This window comes from Psychrobacter nivimaris (assembly GCF_009812035.1).
Classification (GTDB): Bacteria; Pseudomonadota; Gammaproteobacteria; order Pseudomonadales; family Moraxellaceae; genus Psychrobacter; species Psychrobacter nivimaris.
Genome location: NZ_VZIZ01000019.1, coordinates 120,344 through 144,334, shown reverse-complemented (window position 1 = coordinate 144,334; position 23,991 = coordinate 120,344). Strand labels below are relative to the sequence as shown.

The following is a 23,991-nucleotide window of genomic DNA, read 5'->3' as shown; positions in this document are numbered from 1 at the left end:
TAGATATTGTTAGTATTATTTTTCAGCATATCTCTAAGTATAGACGCAATATTAAGCGCGAGACTGTGCTTTATTTTTATCAATGGTTTTATAAATCTCGTCTTTAAGCTGTAGCTTTCGTCGTTTCATCTGTTCGATTTCTTCGTCGCGACTGGCATGCTTGACCACATCGTTTTCAAGCTTATTGATTTGCCTATCTAGAGTTGTATGCTCGTCAAAGATACTCGCAAAATGCGTGTCCTTTTGCTTGAGCTCATCGATAATATCACTGTGATCTTGCCATGTGTCTGTCATTGTCATGTTGTCATCCTTGTTATTTAGTGCAAGCTTAGAATAAGCGTAAGCACGTTATGGTTAAGACGCTTATGATGGTGAGATTTTTTTTGGAAGGGGTGAAAGTTTAATGGTAATAAAGATAGCTACTTCACGATATTGATAATGCATATTGCTATCAATACCATTCGATTGTAGCGAAAAAATAGACCATGTACCATCACTATCATTTGTTTGTGTATTTGTATTTAATTATTTAAAGCAATAAACGATTTGTTTTATAAAACATAAAGTTTGAGTTTCTCAGCTTGCCGAAACTCGCTAAACGCTTGATAATAGACACATCAAAGGGCAAGAGCCCACTATATATAACCTTTTATACAAAATTATCAACACCAACTATTTCATATTTAGACGCGTAGCATGACAGCTGCCGTTACATATTCAGTCATAATGAGGAACAAACATGATAGATCAAAATTTATTAGATGCCGTTAAGAGCTATAGCGAAAACATGACACGTCCAATTACCTTTGTATTGGGTAATGGTACGCATGCGAAACGTGCAGAATTGGTAGATTTTTTGACCAAGATTGCTGGAACGACAGACAAAATCAATTTCGATGCAGAAGCAACTGACGATAGTTTGCCTAGTGCGATTAGTTTTAAAGTAGTCAGTCACATTGATGGCGAATCAAACGATACTGGTATCGTATTCAGCGGTATCCCAGGTGGTCATGAGTTTACGTCATTGATTTTGGCGATTTTGCAAGCGGGTGGCCATACGCTAAAGTTGGATGAAGGTATCCAAAAGTTAGTTAAGCGCTTTAATAAGCCATTACAGTTCCAGACCTACGTGTCATTGTCATGCCATAGCTGCCCAGAAGTCGTTCAGGCATTGAACCAGTTTGCGCTATTAAACGATGGTATCAGCAACGAGATGATCGATGGTGCATTGTTTCAAGAGCAAGTAGAAGCGAATAAAATTCAAGGTGTACCAGCTGTATTTTTGAATGGTAAGCCATTTGCTAATGGTCTAATCGACACTGCTAAATTGATTGGAAAATTGCAAGAGCAGTTCCCTGATTTACTGTCAGAAGTAGAAGACGATGCTGAGCAATTAGAGCAGCAAGACGTCACTATCATCGGTGCTGGCCCTGCAGGTGTGGCTGCAGCCATTTATACAGCGCGTAAAGGCTTAAAAGTCACGATGGTCGCTGATCGTATCGGTGGACAGGTCAAAGACACGCAAGACATTGAGAACTTGATTTCAGTGCCGCTAACCAATGGTACAGATTTATCGACCAACTTTGTTAAGCACTTGGCCGAATATAATATCACGCTAAAAGAGCATGTGAGCGTTAAAGAAATCGGCGAGACTGAAGAAGAGAACTACAGTATCCATCTAAATACTGGTGAGACGTTCGAGACTCGTAGTATTATCTTGGCGACAGGTGCCCAGTGGCGTAAGCTTGGCGTACCAGGCGAAGAAGAAAACATTGGTAAAGGTGTGGCTTTCTGTGCGCATTGCGACGGCCCATTCTTCAAAGGTAAAGACATCTCAGTGATCGGTGGTGGTAACTCAGGCGTTGAGGCAGCCTTAGATTTGGCAGGTATCGTCAATCACGTTACTGTACTCGAGTTCGCTGATGAGTTAAAAGCTGACCAAGTACTGATCAATAAAGCTAAAGAGAAAACCAACATTGAGTTCATTACCGGTGCAGCGACACAAGAGATCAAAGCGACTGATGGCAAAGTATCGTCTATCGTCTACCAAGATCGCAGCACAGGTGAGACTCATGAGCGTGATTTATCAGGGGTGTTTGTACAGATTGGTTTAGTACCAAACACTGGGTTCATCAAAGGCTTCGTTGATCTAAACCGCTTTGGTGAGATCGAAATCGATGAGCGCTGCCGTACAGATCGTAAAGGTATCTTTGCTTGTGGTGACGTAACCACCGTACCATTTAAGCAAATTAACATTGCGATGGGTGAAGGTAGTAAAGCGGCATTGTCAGCGTTTGAATACTTGGTCATGCAGTAAGCTGTTCGGTTTAGTTTCAGTATAAAAAGCCACCTCGGTTGAGGTGGTTTTTTTGTGCTATCGCATAAATACGTCTATATAAAAAAATCCTGATAATTAGAAAATGGACTCTTAAGTAAACAAATAACGCGATTTCACTCAGAAAATATCAGTATTTACGTTACAAATTCGACATTTGCATTACAAACTCGTGTTGTTGATGCAATAATGTATGCAATAAAACCTATCATAGCGTCATGAACTATAAGGAAAATAGGCATGGAATACATTGAAGCTTTTTTTGCCCTAGTCGGGGATCTAACGTGGGGCTGGGCGCTCGTGCCTATGCTAATTATTTTTGGTTTATTGTTTACCATCGTAGGTAGGTTCGCTCAGTTTAAATATTTTAAACGTATGTTCCGTGTGTTCAAAACGGATGAAGTAGGAGACGACGGAATTTCTGCTCGTCAGGCGTTGCTCGTTTCTATCGGTGGACGTGTGGGCGGCGGTAACATTGCTGGCGTTGCTGTTGCCATCTCTTTAGGAGGACCGGGAGCGGTATTCTGGATGTGGGTTGTGGCCTTAATTGGCATGATGACCAGTATTGTCGAATGTAGCTTAGCCCAGCTTTACAAGCGTAGAGACAATGATGGTAACTTTCGCGGTGGCCCTGCGACCTATATTTTACATGGGTTAGGTAAAGACTATCGCTGGCTTGCCGTCATTTATGCTATTGCTTTACTACTGTCTTTCTCTATTGGGTTTATCGCGTTCCAAGGCAATACGGTAGCAGGCTCAGCGCTTGAAAGCTTTGGGATTGACCGCTGGATAACGGGTGTAGTACTGGTAATTGCAGGTGGATTTATTGTCTTTGGCGGTATTCAGCGCATTGCAAAAGTAGCTGACGTTGTCATTCCTGTTATGGCATTAATCTATATTGGTATGGCACTTGTTGTTATATTGCTCAATGTCACAGAGCTGCCTACGTTGATGGTAATGATTGTTAAAAATGCATTTGGTATTGAGTCTGTCGTGGGCGGTGGTATTGGTGTGGCGATTGAGCAAGGTATGAAGCGTGGTTTATTCTCTAATGAAGCAGGTCTAGGTTCTGCGCCTAATATTGCTGCCACCGCTTATGCCACTCATCCTGTGAGTCAAGGTATCTCGCAGTCATTATCTGTATTTATTGATACGATAATCGTATGTAGTGCCACCGCATTTATGATTTTACTGAGCGGCGTGTATCAACCAGGTGCTGAAGTCGATGGTATTGTACTGGCACAGCAAGCGCTCACGACCCAGCTTGGGGATTGGGCACAGTATATCCTGACCATATCGATATTGCTATTTGCCCTAAGCTCTATCATGTATAACTATTATATGGGTGAAAATGCCATTAATTTCTTGGTCAAAAAGAATATCAAAATGGCGACTCTGGTTTTGCGAGTTGTTGTGATTGCGGTATTATTCTTGGGCGCAGTGGCTCCTGCAGCAACCGCAGTGTTCTTCTTCGCTGATCCGTTGATGGGCGTGCTAGCGCTAGCAAACTTATTGGCCTTGATAATGTTATTTCCACGAGCTAAGCGTCTACTTGACGACTTTGCAAGTCAGTTAAGATCAGGGGTTAAAGAGCCGTTATTTGATGCACAAGAGTATGAAAAATTGGATCTCGATCTGAGCGCATGGGGCAAAAAAGCGGTAAAAGAAGCGTTAGATCAAAAACAGTAGTACTCGTACGCTTTATTTCTCATGAAAGAAAAAACCACTTTAGCTAAGCAGAAGTGGTTTTTTTATGTAAGATATTATTTATGCCTAAAATGAATGGTTATTCGCCAATACGCCAGCTATCGACATGATCTCGCCTGCTTCGTCTTCTTCAATAATTCGAGTTTCTGTCAGTGCTGATTGTTGCCACGCCTGTATGTGTGGATGATTTAGCATAGTTTGGCAATACTGCTTGGTCATTGGCTGCAAAGCAATATTGGACGCATCAGCATAAGTCTGTAATCGCAGCACCACTGGAGCAAAAAACACATCGGCTGCTGTGAAATCTCCGAATAAGAAACTGTCTGCTGAGCGACCTTTTAAACAATCGTCAAAGATGTCTTCGATACGAGTGATATCTGCTAAGCAAGCACTACTTGGCTGTATCTTAGCCGTTGCTCGTATATTCATCGGCATTTCATTACGAATACCTGTCAATCCCGAATGCATCTCAGCTACGATGCTTTGGCAATAGGCGCTATTTATTCTACTTTGATTATTATTTCGTGTTTCAGTGTTAGGTTTATCAGTGCCTGTCCAAATATCAATATCCGTAAAGTACTCATTAACATGCATCGCAATCGCTAAGGTGTCCCAAACGGTTACTTTATTATCTTTTTCACCATAGACTAAAATAGGCACTTTACCCGTTGGTGAATGCGTTTCGAGCGTTGGACGTGCTGATGGATGAAACAACTCAACAAGCTGCTCATCAAAATCAACATTGAACGCTTTGAGCAATAGCCATGCTCGTAGCGACCAAGATGAGTAGTTTCTATTCCCAATAATTAATAACGGTTTTTCCATCATAGAGTCCTATTAAGCGATAACAGTAGCATTTTATTATGTACTCAATCTTGAGTATTGACCAGTCTATAAACCGAGCTATATTTTTATCATTTAAATCCTATTTCAAGAAAACGCCTATCTAATATTTAGACGGGCACCTATTTAGAAGGACGCTTTTTATTTCTCGTACTTACTACAATCAGTTCTTGTTTTTGATTAGGAAAATAACGGGCAGCGCAACGACATACATCAGCACACCGTACAAAGCAGCAGGCAGCGCAATAACAGGCAGTGTGCTCACGCCCATGATGATAGGCGCTAAGGTAATAGCCGTCGTACTATTTTGGATACTGGTTTCTATCGAGATGGTTTTAGTATCAAACCAGCTAAGCTTTAGGACTCTAGAGATCGAGATGCTAATAGCGAATAAAATAGCAATGATAAAGATCAGCTCTAAACCAATTTGAGTGAATTGTGATTGTAGTAGTTGCCAGTTAGAGGCAATAGCAGCAAAGACAATTAGTACAAAAAACACGCTAGCCAAGCCGTTTAGAAGACTGCTGCGACGTACCATAAAGTCAGTAAATTTGTGGCGAGCAAGCATACCAAGAGATACGGGCAATGTGGTCAATAAGAACATGACTAGGCCAATCTTTATCGCGCTAATAGAGTTCGCCTGATCTTTCATAAAATGATCAAAAGCCAACGTAATTAGAATGGGCAGCGTAATTACCGACAATATGCTGACCACACCAGTCAACGCGATAGAGAGCGCGACATTTCCTTTGGCATAGTAGGTCAGCATGTTGCTAGTGACGCCGCCGGGGCAAAAACTAATCAGCATAATCCCAAAAGCAATCGCTGGTGGCGGAGCCGTTACTAACACGACTGCTAGCGCAACCAACGGTACCAACACAACTTGATTGATTAAGCCAACAAAGAACGCTTTTGGATATTTGGCAATGACCTTAAAATCACTCAGTTTTAGCCCTGCTCCTAGAGTGAACATAATGTAGGCAAGGGCTAGTGGCAGTAATGCTAGCGCGGTATTATTCATCAAACATTCCTTGTGAAACTAAAATACCATATCAAGATGGCGTTTTGAAAGTAAATAGCAGCGGGGCAACCTTGTCACCATATAGCTGCTCACATTCCATGTGTTTAGGTATTTAATCGTCTAGCTAATGAGGTGTCTTAACCACCAAGCTAGATCAAGCCTATCAAATGATAATAGCGGTATTACGCTCGTATAGTAACCCACTTGTCGTGACTATCGAGGTTGGTCGAAGTTGTTGGAAGCTATCGGGAGGTGATTAGGCAGTGACTAGGTAGTGATTGGGTTGTTTGTGGCTAATGACACTTTGAGCATAATGATACGCACAGTAAAAAGCCCACAAGATTCTGTGGGCTAAATACGCTAACTTTCTAGTCTACTTATGCTGCACTAGTCGTCTAGTAAATCCATTTGCTTGGCTGCTTCATAGATACCGTTTGAGCGGTTACCCGTGCGGCAAAAAATCAGCATTGGCTGCTCAGCTTGATTAAAGAAATCTGCAAACGTTTCGACGTGAGTTTGATTTAGCTCATTACCTGCAAAAGAAATCTCTTTATAAGCAAGACCAGCTTCTTTGGCTGCTGCTTCGATTTCGGCACTGGTTGGCTGATTTGGCTCTTCACCATCAGGACGGTTATTGATAATGGTTTTGAAACCATTTTCGGCAATCATAGGCACTTGGTCAGGCGTGATTTGTCCGGTAAAGCTAACTTCATGGCTCATAAGAGCTCCTTTTTTTATTGGTGTTGTTGGGTTTATAAAACGTGTTAGTTCGAGCGATGGTTGTTATAACAGGCCTTGCATCAATGCGCTTTGGTACAGTAGCTTGGCACGTGCCCCAGTACCGCAAAACATCAATATAGGTTTGGGCATTGAGTGATAGAAATCGGCAAACTGCTCGACCGTCAGCATACTTAGGCGCTCATCATCAAACGGTAGATGTTGATACGCTAGGTTTGCCTGTTCGGTAGCCGTTGCCAAATCGCAGCTATTAGGCTGTGTTTCAATCTCGGCATCTGGGCGAATATTAAGCACTGAGCGATAACCAAGCTCAGCAATCTTAACGCATTGGCTTGGGTATATTTGCTTATAAATCGTTAAATCATCGGTCATAAAATAGGTTCAGTTATATTTGTTAAAGTATATTTATTATTGAGGGTTGGGCTAAGAATATCAAAGGACTATAAATCAGCATTTTTTAGGCCGATTTCTAGGTTAATTGATTCCCTATTTAGTGCGTCTAGCATAACACAGGCGCTATCATAGCGATATTGTGTTGTAGGCGAGAATAGTAATTGAGGTTGAGTGAAATTAATGTAGCAGCAACTTTGTTGTGGTCAAACTATAGATTATTTTAACGCATCGACAGCATCTAAGGTGCTTAGATAGACTTGTCCTGATAGCTCGCTAATCAATGGGGTGTGACCGATGATGTCCATCACAGGACCTTTGATAAAGCTAAAATGTAAGCGCTTATTCTGTAACGCCAACTCGTGGTTTAAGGTACAAAGCATTTCTTGAGCGGTCAAATCTATGTGATTGACAGCGGCCATAATCAATATGATTTCATTGGCATCGGGATATTGCTGCATGGCATTGAGGATACGTCGATGTACGGATTCACTATTACCAAAGAACAAACTCTCATCGATACGTAACATCAATAAGTCGTCAAAAGTTACGACGTCATGGCGATTGATATTACGAAAATGTCCTGTACCGCCCAACTGTCCAACGACAGCTACGTGAGGCTTACTTGACTGCCAGATAAGACTGGCGAATGACACCATTAGACCAATGACCAGCCCTGTGTTTAGACCAAATATCAGAACACCGACGAACGCTGCTAAAAAGCTAGCACAATCTAAGCGATCGCGCTGCCATGCAGATTTCAACGTCGCAATATCTATCAGGCCAATGATGGAGGCCATGATGGTTGCGCCCAGTAGTGCATAGGGTAGTGGGGCAAGTGCATTGCTAAAGGCTATGAGCGCGGCAATCATTACCAGTACGGTAACGAGACTGGCAAGTGGTGTCTTCGCACCTGAGTCGGCATTGATAGCCGTACGCGAAAAGCCACCCGCAACCGCAAAACTTTGGAACAGTCCACCAGACAGATTGGCCAGCCCAAGTCCAGTCAGCTCACGATTGGCATCAAAGCTCTCACCACGCAAGCGAGCATAGGTACTGGCAACTGAGCTGCTCGACACAAATACGATTAGTGCCATCAACCCTGCTGTCGGCAATAGCTTTAGCGCCTCTTGTAGATCAGAGATATGCGGTAACGTAAAGCTCGGTAGCCCTTGTGGAATACGACCGATGGTCGCCACACCATGTGTGCTCCAATGCAGTGCCATACTGAGTACGATAGCGATGCCAAGTAAAATAAGCGGGAATAAGCGCTCTGCCCATTTGGCATATGACGATGATAGCCACGTCTGCCATATCCACTCACTTGCATAGCGATTGGCAACCAATAGCGTAAATGCGGTCACACCAATAGCTAAGGTCAATAGATGCAGCTGGCTGGCATAGCGCTGCATGGTGGATAAATATCCAATCAAACTATTGCCAGTGACCGGAATGTCGGTCAGATATTTGAGCTGACTGACAAATATAAGGACTGCTGCACCGCTTACAAACCCTGCGGACACGCCGCGACTGATAAACTGCACGATCCAGCCAAGTTTTAACCGTCCTGCAATCCATAGCAGTGCACCTACCATCAGTGCCAATAGACTGGCCATCAGTGCGTACTGTTCAGTGCCTTGCTCAGCATAAGGCAGTAGACCACTGGCGGTCATGATAGCGGTAATGGCAACGGGTCCTACGGCTTGTACATTGCTAGAGCCGAGCCAAGCATAAACGAGGACAGGTACGATCGCTGCATATAGGCCATAGACAGGTGGCAGTCCTGCCAATACCGCGTAACCTAGGCTCTGCGGTATGACCAACACGCCCACCACTATGCCTGCGACGAGATCAGTCGGCAACGCTGAGAGCTGGTATTGACGCAGCCAAGCTGGAATCAGACGAGCGACGATAGAGGACATATCAATCACCACAGTAGATAGTATAAATAATTAGGCGAGGGCGGCGTTATTCTGCTTTGGCACAAAAACGTTGATACAGCAGATCGAGTACAGCTAGCGCATCCTCGCTTGCGATACTATAGTAAATTTGCTTACCTTCGCGGCGTGTGGCGACCAGCTCGTCTTTGCGCAATATACCCAATTGCTGCGATAAGCTCGGCTGTCCAACCCCGACCAAATCCTCCAGCTCACCGACGCAATATTCACCTTGGGTCAATTGACAGAGAAGAAGTAGGCGATCAGGGTGCGATAGCGACTTTAGTAGTTGGCTGGCTTGTAGCGATGCTTGCTGCATTTGCTTGGCAAGATCGGCAGGTACTAAATCTGCAGTATCAGATGACCCATCGTCAGTGGTACTGCGAGTAGGTGTACCTTCGGCTGAAATAGAAGTAGTCAGAACAAATTCCTTACATTAGATGGTAACAAATGCCATGATTTTTTGAGCAATATATAGTTGATTATCAATGATATCACGCCACATAGCAAGTTATCATTAATTACATTATATAAATTGATAAATTGTATGGTGGTTGTTATATTGGTGGCATCAGATAAGTCGTAGGAACGCATTATATACGACTGAATATCATACTTAAGGGTTAATTAAAGATAAAAATCCCTATGTCCAAAATATGTATAAATAACTTATGTATAAATAATCAAAGAGGCCGCCATGCAAGTTCATTCTTTTTTAGATAGCGATACAGAAACCTATACCCACGTACTTGCTGATACTGAGCAAAAATTATGTGCTATTGTCGATCCTGTATTGAACTTCGATGCTAAGTCAGGCCGAACCAATACCAGCAGTGTCGATGAAGTGATTGAGTTTGTACGTGAGCAAGATTGGGCGCTCAAGTACATTATTGAAACTCATGCGCATGCAGATCATTTATCAGCGGCCATCCATGTAAAAGAAAGCCTTGGCGGACAGTTAGTCATCGGTCAGCATATCACCGAAGTACAAAAAATCTTTAAGCAAATTTTTAACTTTGACACCAGTTTCAGCACTGATGCCAGCCAATTTGATATTTTGACAGACGAAGGCGAGACCTTAGAGCTTGGCAACATTACTATCACTGCGATGTATGTACCCGGTCATACGCGTGCAGATATGGCCTATCTAGCCGCTGATGATGAGAAAACAGTGGTATTCGTTGGGGATACGTTGTTTGCACCTGATGTCGGTACAGCACGCTGCGATTTCCCTGGTGGCGATGCCAAAACGCTTTATCAATCTATTCAAAAGCTGCTAGCACTTCCTGAAGATACGGTCATGTATCTGTGTCATGATTATCCGAGCAAAGGTCGTCAGCACTGCCCAACGACAACAGTAGCCGCGCAAAAACTAGAGAATATCCATGTTAAAGACAGTATAAACGAAGCAGAGTTTGTACAAATGCGTGAGCGCCGTGATGCGACTCTAGATATGCCTCGCCTCATAATTCCCGCTGTACAAATCAATATCGATGCAGGACATTTCCCCGAGCCAGAAGACAATGGTACACGCTATCTAAAAGTTCCGATCAATGTCCTCGGTGGATAAGTTAAACAGTTTAATAAATGAAAATCATTACCCGATGCAGCTCTACGTAAGTATCGTATGATTGATATCTATAAGAATGCTAACCTGTAGACTGTCCGTTTTTAGATACTGTGTATGACCAACTGCAAGCGCTAAAGGCGGCAATAACTGGAGAGAACAATGAACCCTTACGAGCGCTATGTGTTGCCAAAGATGATAGATATTGCCTGTAGTACGGGCAATGTCATGAAAGCACGTTCCAAAATTGTTCCGCAAGCGCTCGGTAAGGTGTTGGAGATTGGCATTGGCAGCGGTTTGAATTTGCAGTTTTACGATGCTAATAAAGTCTCTTCTATTATCGGTGTGGATCCAGCAGCTCAGATGCAGTCGCTGGCTCGTGAGCGTGCAGCTGACATTGGCATTCCGGTTGAAGTGATAGCTGTCGATGTACAAGGTATTCATGCTGATACAGATCAATTTGATACGATTGTAATGACTTTTACCTTGTGCAGTATTGATGACCCAGTAGCCGCGCTCCGAGAAATGGCGCGCGTGCTAAGACCTAGCGGTCGCTTACTATTTTGTGAGCACGGACTGGCACCAGATTCTTCTGTTGAGCGTTGGCAGCATCGATTGACGCCTTTTTGGAAGCCTATAGCAGGTGGGTGTCATTTAAATCGCGATATTCCGGCGCTTATTAGAGAAGGTGGTTTTGCTATTGATGAGTTGAGCGAAGCGTATTTGCCCGGTCCACGGCCGATGAGCTATGTGTATAGCGGTGTGGCACAGCAACTCGCATAAAGGATAAGCCCAATTAACTATGCTAAAATTATTCATGTAATCAATCAACGCAACGACGACTACAGCTATAACTACAGCAAGCAACGTAAATAGCCTTTAGATAAGAGCGTTCATGAACAGTATTTGAAATAACAAAATAATTAGAATAGGAATTAAATAATGAGTGAGCAAAGTTTTCATCTAGTATGCCCACATTGCCAAGCAACCAACCGTGTGCCTGCTGCACGACTAAGCGCTGCGCCAAAGTGCGGTAAATGTGGCCAGCCATTATTGACTGCCAGTCCACATGAGCTAAATGCGCAAACAGCCAATAAGGTTATCCAAAAGAACGATGTACTGACTATCGTAGATTTTTGGGCGAGCTGGTGTCAGCCTTGCATCATGATGGCGCCAGAGTTCAAGAGCGCTGCTAGCCAATTACCGCAGGTGGTCTTTGCAAAGGTACAAACGGATAAATACGAGCAGGCAGCCGCTCCTTATAATATTCGCAGCTTGCCAACGATGGTTGCTTTTAGAAATGGTCAGGAAGTCGCTCGACAATCAGGCGCGCTACCAAGTCATCAAATCATCCAATGGGTGCAAAGCTTACAGTCGTAGTATTAGTCAGGCTAGATTACTTTTTCTCCAAGCTATCTATCTAAAAGCTCATGTTTTCTTATAAAAAACCGTAGCAGTAAAAAAGCCAATACGCGATCTGCATATTGGCTTTTTTGCTATTTCATGTACTACTTTATGGTGTCATGTACTATTTTACGGTGTCATACACTATCTTAGTCGTTCAGATAGCCTTGCATTTTCTTAAGCTTACTCACCATAAATCTTGATGCCATTGGCAAAACTGCAACGCTGAATGCGTGCTGACTGGACAATTGCATCACGCTCACCGTAGAGACGCGATAATTTTGCATCACGTGCTTTGGTATTGTTGCTCTTGCCTAGACCAAAGCTGATATTCGGCGAGATACCCCAGCGTCCAGCAGAGACGCCAACACCGACGCCTGATGCCGATAGGGTAGATTGCTCGTTACGAGCCGCTTCGACATAGCGGTTGACGCGAGTGTACTCTTGGCCAAGTGCTTGGCAATTATAATTTTGATAAGTACTTGGCGGTACATATTGTGGGGTGATGTTACCAGTAGAGGCACAGCCTGAGAGCGCAAAAATACCAGCTAGTAGTGTCGCTGTCGTAAACGTTTTCATAATGGCTCCAGTAGGCTAAGTGATTGTATTTATATCTATTTAAGATAGCAAAAATAGCGCAATTAAGATATTGAAAATCCATCGATGATGAAAAATTTTCGCATCATATCATCAACACACCGACAGCTTTCTAAAACGGTTGCTTATTAATAAAGCAAATCGCTTATTAAAATAAGTTTGCGGGCTTAGCAAAGGCAAGTATCACGATCCCGATATAAGCAACGGCAGCGATAAGAATACCTGTTTTTCTTTGCACTGGTGTCGCATCAACTTTAAACGCTTTAATACTTGAGCTAATAGCCGCGATAAGTAAGATGATTTTGGCAAACACCCACTGTACAGGAGCATTGGCACCCATCAATTGCATTAGCATCATCGCACCTGACAGGATAAGCAGGGCATAGATAATATGCGTGGCTATTTTGACCACACGTGGTGCGCGGCGGTCTGCGCTGAGTACTAAGTAGCTTTGATATAAAAATAGCGCAACAGTCAGCGCTGCCATCAGCATATGTAGGTGTTTCATTGAATATTGCTCCCTCTAAAACTGCAGTATATAGGCTAATCTAAAATATGTAGTTGCGATTCAAACATAGTCGGCTATTTGTTTTGACCAGCACATAATGGACTCGCAGGGCTTTGACCTTGCCATTCTGTCGGAGTATAGGCATGGATAGCGAGGGCATGTACTTGGCCGCCTTGTGAAGTAAGTAAAGGCGTAACTAAGCCGTATATCAGCTGATGACGCCCGACCAGTCGTTTGCCTTCAAATGCATCGCTAACGATAGTGAGCTTAAAGTGGCTTTCTTTACCTTCAAAGTAACCAGCATGAGACATCGACTCATTGATCAGTTCGATATGCTGCGGCGCAAGCGCCTGTAGTTCGGCATGAAGTGCGTCGGCAGTAGGTGTAGTACTCATAACAATCCTTCAATATATTTTGTGCAATTTGATTGGACAATCTTCAAATAATATTTATCGACATTATAACAGACACAATAAGTGCGATTGCCAAATCGAACAATTGCAAATCCTGCCCATTACAATGCTTATCAACTGCAATACTTGTCAATTATAAAACCTGTCATGTATAGCTATAATTAAAAAAGCAAAGCACAACGCTTTGGCTGTACTTTGCTTCTATGATATCTAAACATGCACTGCTAAAGCGTAGGAGTAACTAATTATCTACTTATTAGCGGCGCGACTGTTGATATAGAGGCGTAACTTTTGGCATCAATGACTGTAACTCTGCGATACGGCTGCTGCTCGTTGGGTGAGTACTGAGGAATTGTGGTGGCTCACCTTGGCTTGCTTTTTGCATTTTTTGCCAAAGCGTAACAGCAGCCTGAGGGTTATAACCTGCACGTGCCATCAGCTCAAGACCGATCTGATCGGCTTCGCTTTCTTGGGTGCGGCTGTGGGGTAGGCTCAAGCCTAAATTACCAGCAGTACCAGCTAACTCAGCCTGTCCTTGCGATAGGCCAAATATACTAGCAGCCAGACCGATACCAGTTTGAGTCGCATACTCGCGTGACAGACGCTCGCGTGAATGCTCACGTAGTGCATGAGAGATTTCATGACCCATGATGGCAGCAATCTCATCATCAGTAAGGTTCAGACGATCGATGATGCCTGAATAAAACATAATCTTACCACCCGGCACTACAAATGCATTTAGATCATTAGACTTGATGGTGTGTACTTCCCATTGCCACTTCGCTGCATCTGCGCGGTAGACACCAACTTGACCGACTAGACGGTTGGCAATATTTTTTAAGCGGTTTAGCTGAGCGGTATTGGTATCTAGCACACCTTTTGATTTTGCGTCTTGTATTGTTTTGGCATAGCTTTGAGCAGATAGCGCCAATATTTGCTCACTAGACACTAATAGCAACTGCTGACGATCAACACCAACTGCGCCAGAATTGGTAGTGCTGGTACAACCAGTTAAGGTCAGTGCTGACAATGAAGCGGCCATCACTGTCGTGGTTAATAACTTCTTCATAAAATATCCTCTCTATAAGATGGAAAAACGTAAAGTCAAACAAGTTAAAAAATAGTGCAGCAGATGTGGGAGCCGTGTTTATTGATCTTTTAGTAGTGCTTATTCATCCGCTTAAACAGTAAAAGTTTACCTTAACTGCCATTGGACATAAGTATAATAATGTTAACCACCTAAAACCAAGATAGGAAAAGTAACAATAAAGCGTATGATTGTAAGTGCGATATCCTTTTATTAGAGTGCAAATAGTGAGTTTTCACTTTATCGATTGTCTTATGACCGTTATAAAGCTAAAGGAAGTAAAGCCCAGACTTAAGGTTCTATAATTAATGTGAAATATTTTTTATATTATCAAAATTAATTCCTGTTTTTAAATCAATTGCTTATGTTGATTTATCCGATAAAAAGGGCATTTAGCTAAAAATATTAGAAATAAATTCTAAAAAAGGTGTTGACACCCACAGAATATTTGCTAAAATAGCCAGCCTATCGAGACGGAGTGGTTGTTAACAACGCTACGGATTGATACTAAGCGGGAATAGCTCAGTGGTAGAGCATAACCTTGCCAAGGTTGGGGTCGAGAGTTCGAATCTCTTTTCCCGCTCCAAATATGGCTTGAAAAAGCGCAAAAAGCCTCACTTCACAGTGAGGCTTTTTTTTATGTGTAAAATCTGTCCTAAGTCAGCTAATAGCGAAAACATAGAAATCAAAAACTAAAGCTAACTATCAGCAAGACAGAGATTATCAATATTGAAGAATAGATGCGTACCCCCGAATACCTGAGCAAACTAAACCTATAGCAACATAAGGGCATCCAATGCCACCAAAACCCCTCACATTAATCAGTGCCAAACTCGCCTTTATCATATCTGCCATCGTCATCGGTATCATGGGCATCACCATGATTGGCTTTGGCTGGGTACCGCACCTGTCTCTTATCTTAGCTATCTGTGTACTACTGGCTATCGGTATGTATAAAGGACTCAGCTTTGATGACATGCAAGCGCAAATGGCCTCAGGTGTCATGCGTGGTATTGGTGCCATCTATTTGTTCTTCTTTATTGGACTGATGGTGGCGGCTCTGATGATGTCAGGAGCAATACCTACACTGATGTATGTAGGCTTTCAGCTGATCTCACCTGAGTACTACTATATCTCTGCCTTTATCTTGACCTCTATTATCGGTATTGCATTGGGTAGTAGTTTGACGACTGCAGCGACTTTGGGCGTGGCCTTTATTAGTATGAGTAACGCCTTTGATGCCAATGTGGCGATAGCAGCGGGGGCTGTGGTGTCAGGGGCGTTCTTCGGTGATAAGATGTCACCATTATCTGATACTTGTACTATTGCGTCCTCTGTCGTTGGTATCGATCTGTTTGAGCACATTCGCAATATGATGTATACGACAGTCCCTGCATGGATATTGACGGTTATCTTGTTTTGGATGTTCTCAGGACAGACGACCAGTGCTGATTTGAGTCAAGTGACGATATTGCAAGGTCAGCTCATAGACAGTGGTCTGGTACATGGGTATTCGGTACTGCCGTTTGTGGTATTAGTCGGATTGGCACTGTTTCGGGTTAATGCGATTTATACGATTATCTGTACTATAGCAGTGGCACTTATCATTACTTATGTACACAGTTCACCAAGCTTTGGACAATTGGGTGGTTATCTGTTTGCAGGCTATGCCCCTGCTGAGTCATTAGAGCTAGGTGAGGTAGGTGGTATGCTGTCGCGCGGCGGTGTACAGAGTATGTTCTTTACCCAGGCGATTGTGATACTGGCATTAAGCTTAGGTGGTCTATTGACGGCACTGGGGATTCTGCCTGCACTGCTATCTGGTATTAAGGACACATTGACTACTTCAGGACGAGCGATATTTGCGGCAGCGATGTCGGCACTAAGCATTAACGTACTAATCGGTGAGCAGTATTTGAGTATTCTATTATCAGGTACGGCATTTCGTTCAACGTTTGAGCGCTTACACTTACATCCTAAGAATTTATCTCGGACGATTGAGGATGCAGGAACGGTGATTAATCCGCTGGTGCCTTGGAGTGTCTGCGGGGTATTTATCAGTCAGGCGCTAGGGGTGCCGGTATTAGACTACTTGCCTTATGCGTTCTTCTGTTATTTGTCATTGCTATTGACGCTGCTATTCGGGTTTACGGGGCTGACGATTAGTCGGGTTAAAGAAGGGACGGCGACCCAAAATCAATAGCAATTGATATCGTTATGGATAATAAGAATATTGACTAATACTGATCCCAGTACGGATTGTCACCGAATTGCTCGGCAATAAAATCAATCAAGTAACGACAACGCTGCGACAAAAAACGATTCTTTGGATAAACAGCATAAGCAGTTAGGGTTGGCAATTGATAGTGTTGGAAGACAGGTACAAGCTCGCCAAGTGCCAATTTTTTATAAGCGATAAAAGTCGGCACAAAGGTAATGCCATGTCCTTTAACTGCCAAATCCACTAAGAACTCACCATTGGTGGCTTTGATTTTGGCATCTATCGTACGATGATGACTTCTGCCTTCAGTATCCACCAAGTTTATACTATTGGTTTGACCGAGACTGTATTGCAACAGCGCATGGTTGTCTAAATCGTCTAGCGTCTCAGGCGTGCCCATTTTTGCCAAATAATTGGGACTGGCGCAAATCACACAACGAATCAATGCCAACTTTTTTGCTTGATAGCTAGAATCTTGTAGCTCTCCGATTCGAATGGCCAATTCATAGCCTTCTTCAATCAAATCGATACGTCGGTCAGAAAAATCCAGATCAAATCTCAGATTGGGATGCTTATTGGCGTATTTATCAATTACATCGTTCAGATGCATGAGTCCAAAGGACAACGGCGCTGTCATTTTTAGCGTACCTTCAATACGCATAGGAGCGTCAGTAGCATGCTCATTGACAGCGTCAACCGCACGCAAGATATTGTTCACTTGCTGATAATATTGCTCACCAGCCTGCGTCAATTTAGATTGGCGGGTAGTACGGCTAATTAATTGACTGCCTAAACGCTCTTCCAATTCTTTAAGTCGGCGACTGACGGCTGATTTTGCAATATTTAACTGCTCAGCAGCCTTGGTAATACTACCTGCCTCAACAATGCGTACAAACATCGCCATGTCTTCTAATTGACCCATTATCGATGCCTCATGATTGTTCTTACACCAAGAACTTATACTTGTGATTATTGCTGTTTATCCCATGCTAGTCAACGCCTATAATCGCGCTATTCTCTACTTAGAGACATGATTAAACACACTTTTGGAGCATTATTATGGACAAGTTACAGCAATTTAGCGCACCGCTTGGTCGTCTATTATTATCAGTCATTTTCATCTTTGCAGGCATTGGTAAAATCACAGATTATGCGACTACTCAAGGCTATATGGAATCAGTAGGTGTGCCTGGTATGTTATTACCATTGGTAATCGCGTTTGAGGTACTAGGTGGTATTGCTATCTTGCTAGGTTATAAAGCTCGCCCAATCGCTTTCTTGTTTGCTGGGTTTAGCATCGTGTCAGCTATTATTTTTCATCAGTTCTGGACTGATGAATCACAGATGATCTCATTTATGAAAAACATTTCGATCGCAGGTGGGTTTTTGATGATTTTTGCTCATGGTGCGGGTGTTTACTCAATAGACAGTAAGCGATAAACAATCAGTAGCTGATCTACCTCTTATACGTTTACGAAGAACAATCATAAAGGGGTAGTTTCAAATAAAGAGCGTCATGTACATTTTCACAGGAAATTTCAACAGCAGACAGTTTTTTATATAAGCATAACTTAAAGTAATTTATATACAGTTAGCTATGCTAATATATGTAAAAAATCTATGTTACGTTAGAACTGCTCCGATTGTTCTACAAAACAGAATAGTTAATTGCATTTAGCGTTGTTTATCTATGTAGAATTAATAATTATAATAAGCCCATTGTTTAAATAGATTAATCGATAATAAGTATATAGAGGATTAATCTGTTGATAGCTAAGGACGAATTATGAAAACAATCTATCATGCAGCAGACTCACGTGGCGATGCCAATCATGGCTGGCTTAAAAGCAGACATACCTTTAGCTTTGCCAATTATCATAATCCTGAGCGTATGGGATTTGGTGCCTTACGCGTTATTAATGATGATTTTGTCATTGGCGGTCAGGGGTTTGGCAATCACTCGCACCGTAACATGGAAATTATCAGTATTCCTCTATCCGGCAAGCTCGCTCATGGCGATAGTATCGGTAACGAGGGCGTCATAGAGACTGGTGAAATTCAAGTGATGTCAGCGGGTACAGGCATTACCCATAGTGAAATGAATGGTGACGATGCAGAGGCTGTGAGGTTTTTGCAGATTTGGGTGATACCAAACAAAATGGATGTCGCACCGCGTTATCAGCAGGTACATATGGGCGATATAATGCGACCTAACGAGCTTAGCCAAGTGCTGTCACCTAATGCCGATGATGCAGGTGTTTGGATTCATCAAGATGCTTGGTTTAGCATGGGTGGTTTTGACGAAGGTATATCGCAAACTTATCAGTTAAATGACTCTAACAACGGTGTCTACGTATTTGTCATCAGTGGTGAAGTCGTGATAGATGGCCAAGTCCTGTCTATTCGTGACGGCCTTTGCATTTGGGATATTCAGAGCTTTATGATGGACGCAACGGTAGCTAGCCGTGTGCTAGTGATGGAAGTACCGCTATTTATGTAGTCAAGAACAAAGCTCTTTATCAATTAAAGCACTTATATCAATAACCATTAACGCTAAAAATTATTTTTATTAATAACTATTTTACTAACAACATGGAGAAACACTATGTCAGATTTAACAACATTACAGCAGCTAGCAGAAAAACGTCGTTCTATCTATGCGCTAAGCAACAAACTGCCAGTAGCTAACGACGAAATCGTGAAAATAGTTGAGCATGCTATTTTGCACACGCCATCATCGTTTAACTCGCAATCGACACGTATCGTTGTATTGTTCGGCGATGACCATCGTAAATTGTGGGACATGACCGAAGATACGTTACGTGAAATCGTTGGTGATGAAGAGAAGTTCAAATCGACCAAAGAGCGTGTCAATGGTTTCCGTAATGGTGCTGGTACGGTACTGTTTTTTGAAGATCAAGCAGTCGTCAGAGGCATGCAAGAAGCCGCGCCACTATATGCTGACAACTTCCCAATTTGGGCAAGTCAAACCAGCGCCATGCATCAGTATGTTATCTGGACGGCACTAGCCAGTATCGATGTTGGCGCAAACTTACAGCACTACAACCCAGTAATCGATCAAAAAGTAGCTAGCGCTTGGGATATCGACAAAGACTGGACGCTAAATGCACAATTGGTATTTGGAACGATTGAGCAGCCAGCGGGCGAAAAAGCATTTAAGCCAGTCGAAGAGCGTATGAAAGTGTTTGGTGCGTAGGATAGGGGAGTCTGTTCTATATAGCCCTAAAATCTTAATAGCCCCAAAAGCTTACGTAAAACAAAAAGCGCCACTCAGTAATCTCTGGGTGGCGTTTTTTTATTGATGATATTCTTTTGTTGAGGGTGAGAATTGTAGAGGTTGTTGAGTAGCCTAAAGCTAATCTACGTTCTTACAGAGATTACGCAGAGATTGACGACTATTTGCGTTGCATCAAACTATTAGCCACCCATGCTGGACCGATTAATAAAAACTGTAAATCCTTAAAGAAAGAAGGTTTTTTGCCTTCGATTTTATGACCAATGAACTGGCCAATCCACGCAACGATAAATACCGCTGCCCATGCTTTAAAGCCCCATGGCATCGCTGCTATCACTGACAGACAGATAAGAATAAACATCCCCATCGCTAAAAACAGTGGCGTAGATAAACGCATATAAAACAGTAATACTAATGCGCTAAGCACCAAGGTAAACCACACAGATAATGACATGCCCATACCTAACAGGCTGACAAAGATAGTTGGCACACATAGCCAATGGATTTTTTTATTGACCAAGTTTTGGTGACTGACAGAGTACTCACTAAGCCATTGCTCTAGCGTACGTTTAGACATTTTTGGTTGACGAGACATACTAACCTCCCTGTTAGTAAATAAGATAAGTAACTGATACTAGCTAATGGACTCGCTACTAAGCTAAATGCGAAGATGATTGTTAATATCAGTTGTAGCACTAATTGTGCCTGTCTACCATATTATCTGATAGACCGCACAGTCAATTTCACTCGTACTATTGATGCTATATCAGCAAGATTTTATTCAAACTCCCAAGGGGTTTTTCTATAAGAGACACATTATCCTTGCTCGCTGCGATGCCACTCATAAAGGCCGATAAAGGCGTTTACTTGATACACCATAGTCTGAATAGCAAAGATATAGTTGCCAGACATAAGGTTCACGATGAGCCAGACAAAGTTGACGATAATCCACAACCACCAGTTAAATGAATAACGCAGAATCATAGCTGCCTGAGCGGTAATAGAAAGCACAAAGGCAATCACATTAATCCAAAAGAAAGAGATAAATCCCAAAAAAAGACTACTATCATCCTCTACGACCGCATAGCCGTAGCTTGCTAGCAAATCATTTATCGTGGGAAAAAGGGCAAGACCAATGATAATAAATGCCGCGGTGATTAACCAGACAGCTTTGCTTGCTGATTTAGGTATCATGTCGCCATCAGGATCGGTGTGCTTCGACCAATAAAAAATACCATAAACATGGGTAAAAAAGTTAAATAATGGAGCAAGCATCAAACCAACTGCGCCAGACGTTGCTTGCACGATGACTTCGCCAGCCGTTGCTCCCATACCAAAGCCATTGCCCATGACGTTTTTGCGGAATGATAGCGAGACCACGCAAACCAAACCAATAAATGAGACCGCTAAATAAAACCAATCAAGCGTGGTATGGTCTGTCGTGAGCCAAAAACCTGCGGATAAGGCAATGACACCGCAAATAAACCAAATGATAATCCATTGCATCGCCCATTTTCCGGTGATGTTGTCCAATAGCTGAATACGCATCGCTTTTCCCCTAAAGTAAATACTGATACCAATATAGTGCTAACTACCATATGCTAGTTAAATAACGTGTGCTAGTGAATAAATTATTATAAATATGCTCAGTACAGTTTATGATTTTTTGCCATAGATATATTGATCAATCAATAATAATGCTTGCTGGTAGCGAGCATCATAGTCAGGCTGATCAATCATATGCGGTGTAATATCGTGACGCGCAAAAATATCTATCAAGCGCTGCTCAAAGCGTCCACGCGCTTCAGGCGTACCCAAAGATCGCATACCATCATCAACCCATGGCGTATTGTTATCTAACATAATGGTGTGGTCTAAACGAAACTCATCAATACAAGCAGCCACAAAGGGATGCGTACGACCCTCATACTCTTCACAAAATGCTTGCGTAGTGACAAAGTCAGTATCAACGATGGTGATAGGGGCAGTCGCACGGGCTTTGGCTTCTCGGATTGCCTCAGCATGATCAAGACAAATAGGGCCATAATCACTGTACTGTAATCCAACCTCGCTACCGCCCAAATCCGTACCGACATACAGACGCCCCATTTCTAGGGCAAAGCTGGCACCATAATAATTGGCAAGCTTATGTACCAGCGTTGTCTTACCTGAGCTTTCACCGCCGACGATAGCGACAGTCTTGGTGTAGTCGGCGCGGGCTTGCGGATGAAGTGCTGACCAATGGGCAACTGGATCACGCGCAATCTCATAAGAGTCAAATTCGAGCTGTAGCGGCGTAGTAACGACTGGCAAAAGCAGCTGCTCTTGTATGTCATTGCGAGTGAGCGGATGGTTGTCCGCCATAAACAATACAGTCTCTGCTGATAGCGATAATGCATTCATTAAGCGTTGCAATTTAGCATTACTAGCAGCGACATCGATACTGACATCATCACTGGCACTATACAGATGTTCGTGTAGCGGTAGCTCTATCTCATGAGTAGTATGAATGTGAATAAATGGCAAATCGGCACAGGCCATCTGTAGCCAACGCGCTTTGTCTTGTAGGGTAATGGTAAAATCAGGATGTGGCGATGGATGCGCCATAATAACGATATGTAAGGTTTTGGCTTGTCCTGCTGCATCCAATATGCTGCGCATCTGCCCTAAGTGCAGGGGCTCGAAATGTCCAATCATCAATCCAGTGTCGTACATAGTTATCCTTATTATTTTTTTATTTTAATCTCAGTGTTCCATCTCTATTCCAAAAATACGGCTAATGCTGTCTAAGTTGAATGATCCAAACTAGATATCTATCAAGATCCAAATCAGCAATCTATTAAGAATCGTAATACCAAACACGTTCCTTACTTTTAATCTTCTTCGTAAAGGTATTCTTATCTAATAGTTGAGCAGTGTTCTAACTTTCATCATAGAATATCTGAAATCTGAGTTGCTTATCAGCATGGTATAAAGGTTTTGGATGATTTGCAGGTGGGTTATTGTAAAAATAAGGTATATCGCACGTACACGGAATTGCACGTTTTTTAATTGAGGATTCTTTTAATCGAGTAAACTTGGTTAGCTAAAAGATTATTCAGACTATCAAAAGTTTGACTCGATTTTAGCGTTATAAAGCAAGCTTATCTCTTTGATTAAATTAAAAATAACAAAATACGTGAAGCGAGATTGCAAGGTTATAGCAACAAAGATGATTTTGAAATATTTTGAAATAACTATTTAAAATCAGGGGCTTGCATGGTGTTATGACAGATTAGGGTAAGCTTGAGTAGCATAAACTCACAAAGTACTGCTATACCTTCAACAGATAAATCCTGAATTATTGATATACTGATTCGTAAGTTAGCAAAGCAAGCTAATGTTTTAGCTAAATATGTAAGATTGTTAGAAAAATAGAATAAAAAAATAAACAAGAATAGAAAATAGAGAGGTATTTGATTTGGCTAAGTTAGCAAAATTACATCGCTCACCAAACAATCGCATGATAGCAGGTGTGATGAGTGGCATTGCAGAATATGCTGGCTGGTCGCCAACATGGGTGAGAGTATTATTTGTCATCATCTCATCGTTAAGCGCAGCAGTACCAGGCATTTTAATTTATATCATCCTATGGATAATTATGCCAAAAGCCAATAGTCAGTCTTATCAATAATAGGAGTCTGATAGTTATTTTTAAAATTAGCTTTTTTAAAATTAGGTTTTCTGAACCAGTTAAAGAGCCAAATTTAAGTTAGACGTAATTGCTAAAAACAGTAAACCTTCAAAAAATAAAAAGCCTGACCAATCAGGATGCCCAAGACACAATTTTCCTCCTGCCCGAATGCTAGCGCATTTGGGTATTTTTTTATTTATTGTATTAGTACTACTTCCATGATGATTTGCCTGAAAATACGCTATACAACCGAGGTTTTGTGCCCACTATGCAAATTTAGTTGATGTAAATATG

Annotated in this window: 25 protein-coding genes and 1 tRNA gene; 11 read left to right on the top strand and 15 right to left on the bottom strand. The window is 42.3% G+C overall.

Annotation, left to right across the window (positions count from 1 at the left end):
* Window positions 1–51 precede the first annotated feature (51 nt).
* A complete protein-coding gene (locus tag FQV37_RS08795) occupies window positions 52–300 on the bottom strand; it encodes an HP1242/YdcH family protein (RefSeq protein WP_057761532.1) in 249 nt (82 codons plus the stop codon).
* A gap of 439 nt (window positions 301–739) precedes the next feature.
* On the opposite strand from FQV37_RS08795, the gene ahpF reads away from it, so the two are divergent.
* On the top strand, window positions 740–2,317 hold the full coding sequence (gene ahpF / locus FQV37_RS08790) for an alkyl hydroperoxide reductase subunit F (protein WP_102094098.1): 1,578 nt from the start codon (window positions 740–742) through the stop codon (window positions 2,315–2,317).
* A gap of 258 nt (window positions 2,318–2,575) precedes the next feature.
* Window positions 2,576–4,024 (top strand): alanine/glycine:cation symporter family protein, encoded by a 1,449-nt coding sequence (locus tag FQV37_RS08785; protein ID WP_160022405.1) that lies wholly within the window; start codon window positions 2,576–2,578, stop codon window positions 4,022–4,024.
* A gap of 84 nt (window positions 4,025–4,108) precedes the next feature.
* Here FQV37_RS08785 and FQV37_RS08780 read toward each other — a convergent pair whose 3' ends face one another.
* The 6 genes from FQV37_RS08780 to FQV37_RS08755 form a co-directional block, all read right to left on the bottom strand.
* A complete protein-coding gene (locus tag FQV37_RS08780) occupies window positions 4,109–4,867 on the bottom strand; it encodes a glutathione S-transferase family protein (RefSeq protein WP_160022403.1) in 759 nt (252 codons plus the stop codon).
* Between the two features lie 181 nt (window positions 4,868–5,048).
* Window positions 5,049–5,906 (bottom strand): bile acid:sodium symporter family protein, encoded by an 858-nt coding sequence (locus FQV37_RS08775; protein WP_160022401.1) that lies wholly within the window; start codon window positions 5,904–5,906, stop codon window positions 5,049–5,051.
* 387 nt (window positions 5,907–6,293) lie between these two features.
* Complete coding sequence (locus tag FQV37_RS08770; protein ID WP_057761521.1) at window positions 6,294–6,626, bottom strand: protein tyrosine phosphatase family protein; 333 nt, start codon at window positions 6,624–6,626, stop codon at window positions 6,294–6,296.
* Window positions 6,627–6,689: 63 nt separating this feature from the next.
* The gene (locus FQV37_RS08765) at window positions 6,690–7,016 is read right to left on the bottom strand and encodes a protein tyrosine phosphatase family protein (protein WP_057761519.1); all 327 of its coding nucleotides are present in this window, start codon (window positions 7,014–7,016) and stop codon (window positions 6,690–6,692) included.
* A 236-nt stretch (window positions 7,017–7,252) separates the two neighbouring features.
* Window positions 7,253–8,956, bottom strand: coding sequence for a SulP family inorganic anion transporter (locus FQV37_RS08760; protein ID WP_160022399.1), 1,704 nt, complete (start codon window positions 8,954–8,956; stop codon window positions 7,253–7,255).
* A 46-nt stretch (window positions 8,957–9,002) separates the two neighbouring features.
* Window positions 9,003–9,290, bottom strand: a complete 288-nt coding sequence (locus FQV37_RS08755) for an ArsR/SmtB family transcription factor (protein WP_057761516.1) — start codon at window positions 9,288–9,290, stop codon at window positions 9,003–9,005.
* A 378-nt stretch (window positions 9,291–9,668) separates the two neighbouring features.
* Between FQV37_RS08755 and FQV37_RS08750 the strand changes: the two genes are divergently transcribed.
* The 3 genes from FQV37_RS08750 to trxC all read left to right on the top strand — a co-directional run bounded on the left by FQV37_RS08750 (window position 9,669) and on the right by trxC (window position 11,918).
* Window positions 9,669–10,541: an MBL fold metallo-hydrolase gene (locus FQV37_RS08750; protein WP_160022397.1), complete on the top strand. Its 873-nt coding sequence runs from the start codon at window positions 9,669–9,671 to the stop codon at window positions 10,539–10,541.
* Window positions 10,542–10,700: 159 nt separating this feature from the next.
* Window positions 10,701–11,321 carry a class I SAM-dependent methyltransferase gene (locus tag FQV37_RS08745; RefSeq protein WP_160022395.1) on the top strand — a complete coding sequence of 207 codons (621 nt, stop codon included), beginning with the start codon at window positions 10,701–10,703 and terminating at the stop codon, window positions 11,319–11,321.
* 159 nt (window positions 11,322–11,480) lie between these two features.
* The gene (trxC, locus tag FQV37_RS08740) at window positions 11,481–11,918 is read left to right on the top strand and encodes a thioredoxin TrxC (RefSeq protein ID WP_160022393.1); all 438 of its coding nucleotides are present in this window, start codon (window positions 11,481–11,483) and stop codon (window positions 11,916–11,918) included.
* A 207-nt stretch (window positions 11,919–12,125) separates the two neighbouring features.
* On the opposite strand, the gene FQV37_RS08735 is transcribed toward trxC, so the two are convergent.
* The 4 genes from FQV37_RS08735 to FQV37_RS08720 form a co-directional block, all read right to left on the bottom strand.
* Window positions 12,126–12,521, bottom strand: coding sequence for a hypothetical protein (locus FQV37_RS08735; RefSeq protein ID WP_102091853.1), 396 nt, complete (start codon window positions 12,519–12,521; stop codon window positions 12,126–12,128).
* Window positions 12,522–12,687: 166 nt separating this feature from the next.
* Entirely contained in the window at window positions 12,688–13,047 is a 360-nt protein-coding gene (locus tag FQV37_RS08730) for a SirB2 family protein (RefSeq protein ID WP_102094089.1), read from the bottom strand.
* Window positions 13,048–13,121: 74 nt separating this feature from the next.
* On the bottom strand, window positions 13,122–13,442 hold the full coding sequence (locus FQV37_RS08725) for a BolA family protein (RefSeq protein ID WP_160022391.1): 321 nt from the start codon (window positions 13,440–13,442) through the stop codon (window positions 13,122–13,124).
* A gap of 274 nt (window positions 13,443–13,716) precedes the next feature.
* Entirely contained in the window at window positions 13,717–14,529 is an 813-nt protein-coding gene (locus FQV37_RS08720) for a M48 family metallopeptidase (protein WP_160022389.1), read from the bottom strand.
* A 529-nt stretch (window positions 14,530–15,058) separates the two neighbouring features.
* Here FQV37_RS08720 and FQV37_RS08715 point away from each other — a divergent pair.
* A tRNA-Gly gene (locus FQV37_RS08715) sits at window positions 15,059–15,133 on the top strand.
* Window positions 15,134–15,343: 210 nt separating this feature from the next.
* Entirely contained in the window at window positions 15,344–16,750 is a 1,407-nt protein-coding gene (locus FQV37_RS08710; RefSeq protein ID WP_160022387.1) for a Na+/H+ antiporter NhaC family protein, read from the top strand.
* Window positions 16,751–16,784: 34 nt separating this feature from the next.
* On the opposite strand, the gene FQV37_RS08705 is transcribed toward FQV37_RS08710, so the two are convergent.
* Window positions 16,785–17,690, bottom strand: coding sequence for a LysR family transcriptional regulator (locus FQV37_RS08705; protein ID WP_160022385.1), 906 nt, complete (start codon window positions 17,688–17,690; stop codon window positions 16,785–16,787).
* A 137-nt stretch (window positions 17,691–17,827) separates the two neighbouring features.
* On the opposite strand from FQV37_RS08705, the gene FQV37_RS08700 reads away from it, so the two are divergent.
* The 3 genes from FQV37_RS08700 (at window position 17,828) to FQV37_RS08690 (ending at window position 19,985) form a co-directional block, all read left to right on the top strand.
* Window positions 17,828–18,208: a DoxX family protein gene (locus FQV37_RS08700; RefSeq protein WP_160022383.1), complete on the top strand. Its 381-nt coding sequence runs from the start codon at window positions 17,828–17,830 to the stop codon at window positions 18,206–18,208.
* 346 nt (window positions 18,209–18,554) lie between these two features.
* The gene (locus tag FQV37_RS08695) at window positions 18,555–19,268 is read left to right on the top strand and encodes a pirin family protein (RefSeq protein ID WP_160022381.1); all 714 of its coding nucleotides are present in this window, start codon (window positions 18,555–18,557) and stop codon (window positions 19,266–19,268) included.
* A 105-nt stretch (window positions 19,269–19,373) separates the two neighbouring features.
* Window positions 19,374–19,985, top strand: a complete 612-nt coding sequence (locus tag FQV37_RS08690; protein ID WP_160022379.1) for a nitroreductase family protein — start codon at window positions 19,374–19,376, stop codon at window positions 19,983–19,985.
* 199 nt (window positions 19,986–20,184) lie between these two features.
* On the opposite strand, the gene FQV37_RS08685 is transcribed toward FQV37_RS08690, so the two are convergent.
* From FQV37_RS08685 to nadR, 3 genes are all read right to left on the bottom strand, one after another.
* On the bottom strand, window positions 20,185–20,619 hold the full coding sequence (locus FQV37_RS08685) for an Mpo1 family 2-hydroxy fatty acid dioxygenase (RefSeq protein WP_160022377.1): 435 nt from the start codon (window positions 20,617–20,619) through the stop codon (window positions 20,185–20,187).
* Window positions 20,620–20,840: 221 nt separating this feature from the next.
* Window positions 20,841–21,572 carry a nicotinamide riboside transporter PnuC gene (gene pnuC, locus FQV37_RS08680; protein WP_160022375.1) on the bottom strand — a complete coding sequence of 244 codons (732 nt, stop codon included), beginning with the start codon at window positions 21,570–21,572 and terminating at the stop codon, window positions 20,841–20,843.
* Window positions 21,573–21,680: 108 nt separating this feature from the next.
* Window positions 21,681–22,739: a multifunctional transcriptional regulator/nicotinamide-nucleotide adenylyltransferase/ribosylnicotinamide kinase NadR gene (gene nadR / locus FQV37_RS08675; RefSeq protein ID WP_160022373.1), complete on the bottom strand. Its 1,059-nt coding sequence runs from the start codon at window positions 22,737–22,739 to the stop codon at window positions 21,681–21,683.
* Between the two features lie 745 nt (window positions 22,740–23,484).
* On the opposite strand from nadR, the gene FQV37_RS08670 reads away from it, so the two are divergent.
* Entirely contained in the window at window positions 23,485–23,697 is a 213-nt protein-coding gene (locus FQV37_RS08670; RefSeq protein WP_160022371.1) for a PspC domain-containing protein, read from the top strand.
* Window positions 23,698–23,991 lie beyond the last annotated feature (294 nt).